9 protein-coding genes and 1 pseudogene are annotated in these 6,768 nt (G+C 69.4%); 6 read left to right on the top strand and 4 right to left on the bottom strand.

Going from position 1 to position 6,768, the window contains the following annotated elements; all coding sequences use genetic code 11:
- Nucleotides 1–445 (top strand): annotated as a pseudogene (locus AB0H87_RS35490) (aminopeptidase); the annotation flags it as partial.
- A 61-nt stretch (nucleotides 446–506) separates the two neighbouring features.
- On the opposite strand, the gene AB0H87_RS35495 reads toward AB0H87_RS35490, so the two are convergent.
- The gene (locus AB0H87_RS35495; protein ID WP_360156028.1) at nucleotides 507–1,730 is read right to left on the bottom strand and encodes a TetR/AcrR family transcriptional regulator; all 1,224 of its coding nucleotides are present in this window, start codon (nucleotides 1,728–1,730) and stop codon (nucleotides 507–509) included.
- Between AB0H87_RS35495 and AB0H87_RS35500 the strand changes: the two genes are divergently transcribed.
- Both AB0H87_RS35500 and AB0H87_RS35505 read left to right on the top strand, forming a co-directional pair.
- Nucleotides 1,729–2,976: an NAD(P)/FAD-dependent oxidoreductase gene (locus tag AB0H87_RS35500; RefSeq protein ID WP_360156031.1), complete on the top strand. Its 1,248-nt coding sequence runs from the start codon at nucleotides 1,729–1,731 to the stop codon at nucleotides 2,974–2,976. The two genes, AB0H87_RS35495 and AB0H87_RS35500, sit on opposite strands and share 2 nt — an antisense overlap.
- A gap of 24 nt (nucleotides 2,977–3,000) precedes the next feature.
- A complete protein-coding gene (locus AB0H87_RS35505) occupies nucleotides 3,001–3,564 on the top strand; it encodes an NAD(P)H-dependent oxidoreductase (protein ID WP_360156034.1) in 564 nt (187 codons plus the stop codon).
- Between the two features lie 10 nt (nucleotides 3,565–3,574).
- On the opposite strand, the gene AB0H87_RS35510 is transcribed toward AB0H87_RS35505, so the two are convergent.
- On the bottom strand, nucleotides 3,575–4,240 hold the full coding sequence (locus AB0H87_RS35510) for a hypothetical protein (protein ID WP_360156037.1): 666 nt from the start codon (nucleotides 4,238–4,240) through the stop codon (nucleotides 3,575–3,577).
- An 84-nt stretch (nucleotides 4,241–4,324) separates the two neighbouring features.
- Entirely contained in the window at nucleotides 4,325–4,879 is a 555-nt protein-coding gene (locus tag AB0H87_RS35515; RefSeq protein WP_360156040.1) for a hypothetical protein, read from the bottom strand.
- Nucleotides 4,880–4,971: 92 nt separating this feature from the next.
- On the opposite strand from AB0H87_RS35515, the gene AB0H87_RS35520 reads away from it, so the two are divergent.
- The 3 genes from AB0H87_RS35520 to AB0H87_RS35530 are packed head-to-tail and all read left to right on the top strand — an operon-like array spanning nucleotide 4,972 to nucleotide 6,009.
- Nucleotides 4,972–5,298, top strand: coding sequence for a PadR family transcriptional regulator (locus AB0H87_RS35520; protein ID WP_360156043.1), 327 nt, complete (start codon nucleotides 4,972–4,974; stop codon nucleotides 5,296–5,298).
- The gene (locus AB0H87_RS35525) at nucleotides 5,295–5,651 is read left to right on the top strand and encodes a DUF1048 domain-containing protein (protein ID WP_360156046.1); all 357 of its coding nucleotides are present in this window, start codon (nucleotides 5,295–5,297) and stop codon (nucleotides 5,649–5,651) included. The genes AB0H87_RS35520 and AB0H87_RS35525 overlap by 4 nt, the downstream gene beginning before the upstream one ends.
- A 1-nt stretch (nucleotide 5,652) precedes the next feature.
- Entirely contained in the window at nucleotides 5,653–6,009 is a 357-nt protein-coding gene (locus AB0H87_RS35530; RefSeq protein ID WP_360156049.1) for a DUF1048 domain-containing protein, read from the top strand.
- On the opposite strand, the gene AB0H87_RS35535 is transcribed toward AB0H87_RS35530, so the two are convergent.
- Entirely contained in the window at nucleotides 5,984–6,667 is a 684-nt protein-coding gene (locus AB0H87_RS35535) for a Gfo/Idh/MocA family oxidoreductase (RefSeq protein WP_360156052.1), read from the bottom strand. The two genes, AB0H87_RS35530 and AB0H87_RS35535, sit on opposite strands and share 26 nt — an antisense overlap.
- Nucleotides 6,668–6,768: the final 101 nt, after the last annotated feature.

The raw sequence follows: 6,768 nt of genomic DNA on the forward strand, positions 1-6,768 counted from the left end.
GTTGGCGGTCCGCGCCACCGCGACCCCGTTGAGCCAGATCGTCGCGATCGTGTCGAGGCCCTCGGCGACGAGGCTTGACCATTATCCGGTGCTCCCACTCGTCGGGCCGCTCTGGCCCGCGTTGGTCGGCCTCCTCGTGACCTTGGGAGCCCTGGCGCTGTCCGGCTGGCGGCACGATCGATGGCTGCTCCTTCCCGCGGGGTTGCTGCTGCTCGCCGTGACGGCGGCCAACGACGGCGTGGACCTCGCCGGGAGCTGGGCCGCCTGGTGGGCAACCACCGCACCGCGGGACGGCTTCCTGGAGGCCGGCTTCCTCGTGAGCCTCCCGACAAACCGTTTTCTGCAGCCGTCGGAGGCGACGGAGGCGGCGGTCGCGCTCGCCGGGCCCGTTCTTGTGGCGCTCGGCGCACTGCGCCGCCACCGCGAGACCGAGCCGCACGAATAGCTCGACCGGCGGCGCATACCAGCGCCGGATCACCGGCCCGGCGGCCGCCCGCAACGAGTGGTCATTGATTCTCGTGCGCGGTGAGGCCTTCGGGCCAGCCGTGTTCGAGGAGGTTGGTGACAACGTCGAGCGTGTGACGAGCGTCGGTGGCAAAGCGCGCGAGGTCGGGGATCTGCAGAAGGTAGTGGGCGAGGAGACGTGCTGTGGGGTCGTCGGCGGGGAGACCGGCTTCGTCGGTGATGGCGGCGGTGAGGGCGGGTTGGGCGACGGTCCAGGCGCGGAGTGCGTAGTCGCTCAGTTCTGGGGTGGCGCTGATGAGGTTCAGGGCCCGCTGCTCGTCGGCGGTGAGGTCGGGCTTGAAGGGCCCGCGGCTCTTCATGTGGTCGCGGACGGCTTGGGGAATCGTCTGGCCCGGGGAGCGGTGATGGACGGCGTTGACGAGGGCCAGGGTGTTGTCGGCCTGGTCGCCGGGAAAGACGAGGCTGGCCTTGCCGTCCGGAAAGTAGGCGAACAGAGTCCCCGGCGAGACCCCGGCAGAGTCGGCGATCTCGCGCACGCCGACGTTGTCGTAACCCTTCTCGGAGAACAATTCCAGCGCGGTCCTGGTGATGGTCTGGCGCGTTGTGGCCTTTTTGCGTTCGCGTAGGCCCGGCGGGCTGGTCGGCGCCGGCGGCTCCGCCTGCTGCGGGCCGTTGTGCTGCGGTCGGCGCAGTTCAGGGGCCGGCCAGCCGTGGCTGAGCAAGGCGAACGCTGCGTCGATCTCAGTGTCCGGATCACCCTCGCACGGCCGCGTGCGGTCGAGGGCGAAGCGGGCGACGGCGCGCGCGGCGATGTCTGCACCGGGCTCGTCGGGCCCGGCCTGCCGGATCGCTTCGGCGAGTCCCTCTTCGTGCCGCTGCCACATGCGGCGGGCGTAGTCGTTCAGTGCAGGTGTCGCGGCGACGAGTGCGAGAAACGCGGCGGCGTCCGGGTCGCCGCTTTGACGGCGGGCGCGGTTGAGCAGCCATTCCCGTAGTGCCCGCAGGTCAGGCGTCGTCTCCGGGCGGTCGCGGATGGCGGAGACCAGGCCCTCCCGGACGTCTTCGTTCTCGTCGAAGACCAACGACTCCTTGGTCGGGAAGTGCTTGAACAACCCGCTCATCGACACATCTGCCGCTTCAGCCACGTCCTTGACAGTCACCGCGTCGAAGCCGCGCTCGAGGAACAGGTCCCGCGCCGCATTGGCGATCGCCTGCCGCGTTCGGGCCTTCTTGCGCTCCCTGCGCCCAACGGTGACGTCGGTCATGCCCGCAGTCTATCGCGCAAGGGCGGAACAACTGCTTGAGTGGAGTCGTTATAGTTTTCAAACAACACCACGAATGAGCCTGGTCCAGGGAGAAAGAGGAGGCCTCGACATGAGCAGCACGCACCACCCCATCGCGATCATCGGCGCCGGCTTGGGTGGGCTGACCCTGGCGCGAGCGCTTCAGATTCGCGGCGTCAGCGCGGCGGTCTTCGACCTCGAAGCTGGTCGGGACGTACGCGCCCAGGGCGGCATGCTCGACATCCACGACGACACCGGGCAGGTCGCCCTGCGCACCGCTGACCTCTACGCCGGATTCGAAAAGATCATCCACCCGGGCGGTCAGGCGCTGCGGTTGCTGAACCACGACGCGACACTCGCTCTGGAACAGCGGGACGACGGCACCGGCGACCGACCGGAGGTCGACCGGGGAGACCTGCGCGACCTTCTGCTGGATTCCCTGCCCGACGGCACGATCCGGTGGGGTGCCAAGGCCACCGGCGTCCGCCCGCTGGACGAAGGCGGGCACGAAGTGACCTTCGGCGACGGCACCGTCATCACCGCCGACGTCCTCATCGGCGCGGACGGCGCCTGGTCCCGGGTCCGGCCGCTGGTCTCCGCGGCGTCGCCGGCCTACACCGGCATCTCCTTCGTCGAGCTGGACCTGTTGGACGCCGAGGCCCGCCACCCAGGCTCAGCTGCGCTGATCGGCGGTGGCTTCTTCATCGCCCTGGACGGTGAGCGTGGGTTCCTCGCCCACCGCGAGACCGACGGCAGCCTGCACGTCTACACCGCGCTGCGCTCCGCCGAGGACTGGCTGGACGGCATCGACTTCGCCGACGTCACAGTCGCGAAGACGGCGCTGCTGGCCCACTTCGTCGACTGGGCACCCGCCTTCCAATCCTTGATCACCGATGCCGACGGCCCTCTCGTACCGCGTCGCATCAACGCCCTGCCCGTGGGCCACCGCTGGGACCGGGTGCCCGGCGTCACCCTCGTCGGCGACGCCGCGCACGTCATGTCGCCGTTCGCGGGGGAGGGAGCCAACCTCGCCTTGCTCGACGGCGCCGAGCTCGCGGTCGCCATCGCCGACCACCCCGCCGACATCGAAGCGGGCCTGGCCGCGTACGAGGAAGCGCTGTTCGCACGCAGCGAGGCCTCGGCCAGCACGTCGGCCGCCTCGCTCGAGCTGATGTTCGCCCCGGACGCCGTCACCCGTCTTGCCGACCTGTTCGCCGAGCACCACTGACCTTGACCGGAAGGAACCATCGACATGATCAACGTCGCCGTCGTACTGGCCAGCACCCGACCCGGGCGCAAAGGGAAGCCCGTCGCCGACTGGGTTCTCAAGCACGCCACCCAGCGCCGGGACGCCCACTTCGAGTTGGTCGACCTCGCGGAAGTCAACCTGCCCCACCTCGACGAGCCCGTGCCGCCCGCCGCCGGCCGCTACGTCCACGACCACACCAAGTCCTGGGCAGCGACCGTCGCCGGATACGACGGCTTCGTCTTCGTCACCCCGGAGTACAACCACTCCTACCCCGGGGTGCTGAAGAACGCCCTCGACCGGGTCTACGCGGAGTGGAACAACAAGGCGGCCGCGTTCGTCTCCTACGGCGTCGACGGCGGTGTGCGCGCGGTCGAGGCGCTCCGGCCCGTAATGGCGTCGCTGCGGCTGGCCGATGTCGGCTCGCAGGTCGCACTGAGCATGTTCCACGACTTCACGGAGTTCACGGAGTTCACCCCCGGCGAGCATCAGGCCACCTCCCTCACCGGCACGCTGGACCAGCTCACCGCCTGGTCCACTGCCTTGGCCAGCCTCCGCGCGGCCGCCTGACCAGGTTCTTCTAGCTGGGTCGCCGGGTCCGGCGGAGGCGGTCCAGTAGTTCCTGGCCCACGGTGTCGTGGGACCACAGCGACGCGCGGAGGTCCGAGTACGGCAGCAGCGCCGCTGTCGCACGGGCGAGCTCATCGGTGTCCGCTCCGGCGATGAACCAGTCGCATTGGTCGGGCGCCGCCCACAGCATGATCCGAACCGGGCCGTTACGGAAGCGGTACGTGACGTCGCCGGGCCAGCCCGCGGTCGACGATGACTGCTCGTAGCCGGCGCGAAGGTAGGCAAGTGTCGTCGGGTCGACGGGCTTCGCCTGTGCCTGGAGGACCACGGCGGAAGAGAGGCACTGAGCGTCCCAGCGGCGCGCTGCGACATACGCCTCCACGTCCGCGGCGTACTCGATGGTGGTGTCGGAGCCGTCGCTCAGTTCGCCGCTGACGATGACGGGTGGGTTGTCGTGTCCGTCCAGTGGCACGCCCCACGCGCAGACGCCTTGGTTCTCGATCGCGAGCAGCAGCACGGGTGTCGGCGCGGTGGGGAAGTGGCGCTCCGGTGCGCCGGGCCGGTCAATGACGGTGAGGCGTGGGTACACGACCTGGTCGGTGTACGTCAGCGCGAGTTCGTCGGCCAGGTCGGCGGTGAACTCCGCCAGCGCGGCGGGCACAGCTGGTTGATCCACGACCGGTATCCAACACGCGGTCGCGGGTCCGTCGCTACTGTCCGCTATGGGCACCCTCTTGTCCGGTCGACCGGCGCGACCGCGTCACGCGGTGGAGCGGTGATCTTCGGCTGCTTCCGCGGCGGCCTGTTCGATGATCTGCCGGGCCCGCACGTAGTCGGCGGTCCGCAGTGCGGAGCGCGACAGTCCCCAGCTGGGCATGTTGGCGACCAGCGGCGCGACGACGAGCAGCGCGAGGCCGGCGGCGATCGCGGTGATGACGAACACCGCCTGGCCGGCGCTCGGAGCCACGCTGCCACCGAGCACGAGGAGGCAGACGACCTCGGCGGCGAGGTTGGCGAGGATGATCGCGAGCACGGCTACGACGCCGAGGACGCGCAGGACGTACTCGGTGCCGACGGACAGCGAGCGGCCGCCGGGCTCGTCGAGGTTGTCGAGCGCGTCGACCAGCGCCTGGCCCCGTACGCCCTGCTGGTGCAACGCGACGACCTTGCGGGAGTACGCGCTGACACTGCTGCGCAACGGTTGGGCCATCTGGTCGTGCGCCCGCACCCGGGCGCGGAACGCGACCACGGCGCCGATGGCGAGCACCGGCACGACCTGTGCGCCGGTCGTGGCGAGGTCGGTGGTCAGCAGCACGAGATCAGTATGCCCGGCCGCATTGTCGGCCCCGCTACTCGGTGATACCGTGTAGCGGTACTCAGTGATACAAGGTACCGGAGAGGGCCGCGATGGAGGACCTGACGGAGATGCTGAAGGGGACGCTCGAGGGCTGCGTGCTCGAGATCATCCGCGGCGAGGAGACCTACGGGTACGCCATCACCCGTCGGCTGAACGACCTCGGCTTCGCCGACGTCATCGACGGGACGGTCTACACCATCCTGCTGCGGCTGGAGCGGAACGGACTCGTCGAGGTGACGAAACGACCGTCCGACGTCGGCCCGCCACGGAAGTTCTACACGCTCAACGACGCCGGGCGGGCGGAGCTCGCGACGTTCTGGGCGAAATGGCAGTACGTCTCATCACGCATCGACAGGCTCAAGGAGGGCGGCAGATGAGCTTCTGGGACACCATCACCGGCAGCGACCTCACCAGGGAATGGAAGGCTTTCGAAGCCCGGGCGGCGGCATTGCCGGCCGACTACCAGGAGGCGTGGACGCAGATCAAGGGCAATCTCTTCGCGTACGGCGACTTCACGGGTCGCAACCTCATGCCGATCCTCGACGCCGCCCTGGGCCTGCTCGAAGAAGCATCCACCGAGGGGCAGAGCGTCCGCGAGGTGCTCGGCGACGACATTCCGGGGTTCTGCGCGGCGCTGGCCGGCGGAGAGGGCGCCCGGACTTTCCGTGACCGGTGGCGCCAGCAGTTGAACAGGAACGTCGCAAGGAAACTGGGCCGGCTGGGAGGCTGACGTGGGCATCCAGGACATCATCGAGGGCAAGAAGCAATGGCGGGCGCACATGGCTCGGGTCAAGGCACTCCCGCCCGACTACCAGATCGTCTACAAGGAGATGCAGAAGTACCTGTTCAAGGTCGGACCGACAAACCTGGCCGACGGGCGCCTGCTCCCCGGGATCGTCGACTTCTTCGAGGAAGGCGTCGCGGACGGCAAAGGCGTCCTGCAGCTCATCGGCAACGACGTCGCGGCCTTCTGCGACGACCTGATCAAAGACTCGCGCACGTACGCGGACGACTACCAGGAATCCATCAGCGGGACCCTCGCCCCGGACGACAAGGCAGGCCCTACGTCAGTGGGTCCGGTCGGGTAAAGGTGGAGGTGACGGCCGTGACGGCGCCGTGCGCGGCCGAGTCGTGTATCGCGGTCATGACGTCGACGACGTGGGCGGCGAGTTCCCCGCTCGCCCGATGGGGTCGGCCGGTGCGGATGCCGTGGGCCAGGTCGCAGACGCCGAGGCCGCGTCCCTCGTCGGGAAGGTCCGGGGTGGGGATCGTCGTCCAGTCCGGTTCACCGGCGCGGCGGAGTCGTACGGGGCCGGCGAAGGTGTTGGGGTTGGGTGCCGCGAGCGTCGCCGTCGTACCGGTGATCTCCAGGAAGTTCTGCCGCGGCACTTGGGAGTCGAAGCTGAAGACGACGGTGGCGACCTGGCCGTCGGCGTACTCGAGCAGGGCGGTGACGTGGGTCGGTACGTCGACCCGAAAGGTCTGGCCGGCGCGCGGCCCGGACCCGATGGCACGCTCGGCGAATCCGGTGCGTGCGACGGCGCTGACCCGGTTGACCGGGCCGAAGAGCACGGCGAGGGCGGTCAGGTAGTACGGCCCCATGTCGAACAGCGGACCGCCGCCGGGTTGGAAGAAGAACTCGGGTTCAGGGTGCCAGCGTTGCGGGCCGGCACCCTGCACCAGCGCGATCGCCGACAGCGGGGTGCCGATCCGCCCGTCCGCCACCGCCCGGTAGGCGGTTCGCATCCCAGCACCGAGGAACATGCGGATGCACGCAATCGAAGCGGAGGGGCTGGTCAAGGCGTTCGGCGCGACCAGGGCGGTGGACGGCATCGACCTGACCGTGC

The organism is Asanoa sp. NPDC050611 (assembly GCF_040654855.1).
Taxonomy (GTDB): Bacteria; Actinomycetota; Actinomycetes; order Mycobacteriales; family Micromonosporaceae; genus Asanoa.

What these genes read in the sequence shown, in the direction of transcription:
- AB0H87_RS35500 (WP_360156031.1), top strand. Translation starts at nt 1,729, where the DNA reads ATGCCCGCAGTCTATCGCGCAAGGGCGGAACAACTGCTTGAGTGGAGT.
- AB0H87_RS35505 (WP_360156034.1), top strand. Translation starts at nt 3,001, where the DNA reads ATGATCAACGTCGCCGTCGTACTGGCCAGCACCCGACCCGGGCGCAAA.
- AB0H87_RS35520 (WP_360156043.1), top strand. Translation starts at nt 4,972, where the DNA reads ATGGAGGACCTGACGGAGATGCTGAAGGGGACGCTCGAGGGCTGCGTG.
- AB0H87_RS35525 (WP_360156046.1), top strand. Translation starts at nt 5,295, where the DNA reads ATGAGCTTCTGGGACACCATCACCGGCAGCGACCTCACCAGGGAATGG.
- AB0H87_RS35535 (WP_360156052.1), bottom strand. Translation starts at nt 6,667, where the DNA reads ATGCGAACCGCCTACCGGGCGGTGGCGGACGGGCGGATCGGCACCCCG.
- AB0H87_RS35495 (WP_360156028.1), bottom strand. Translation starts at nt 1,730, where the DNA reads ATGACCGACGTCACCGTTGGGCGCAGGGAGCGCAAGAAGGCCCGAACG.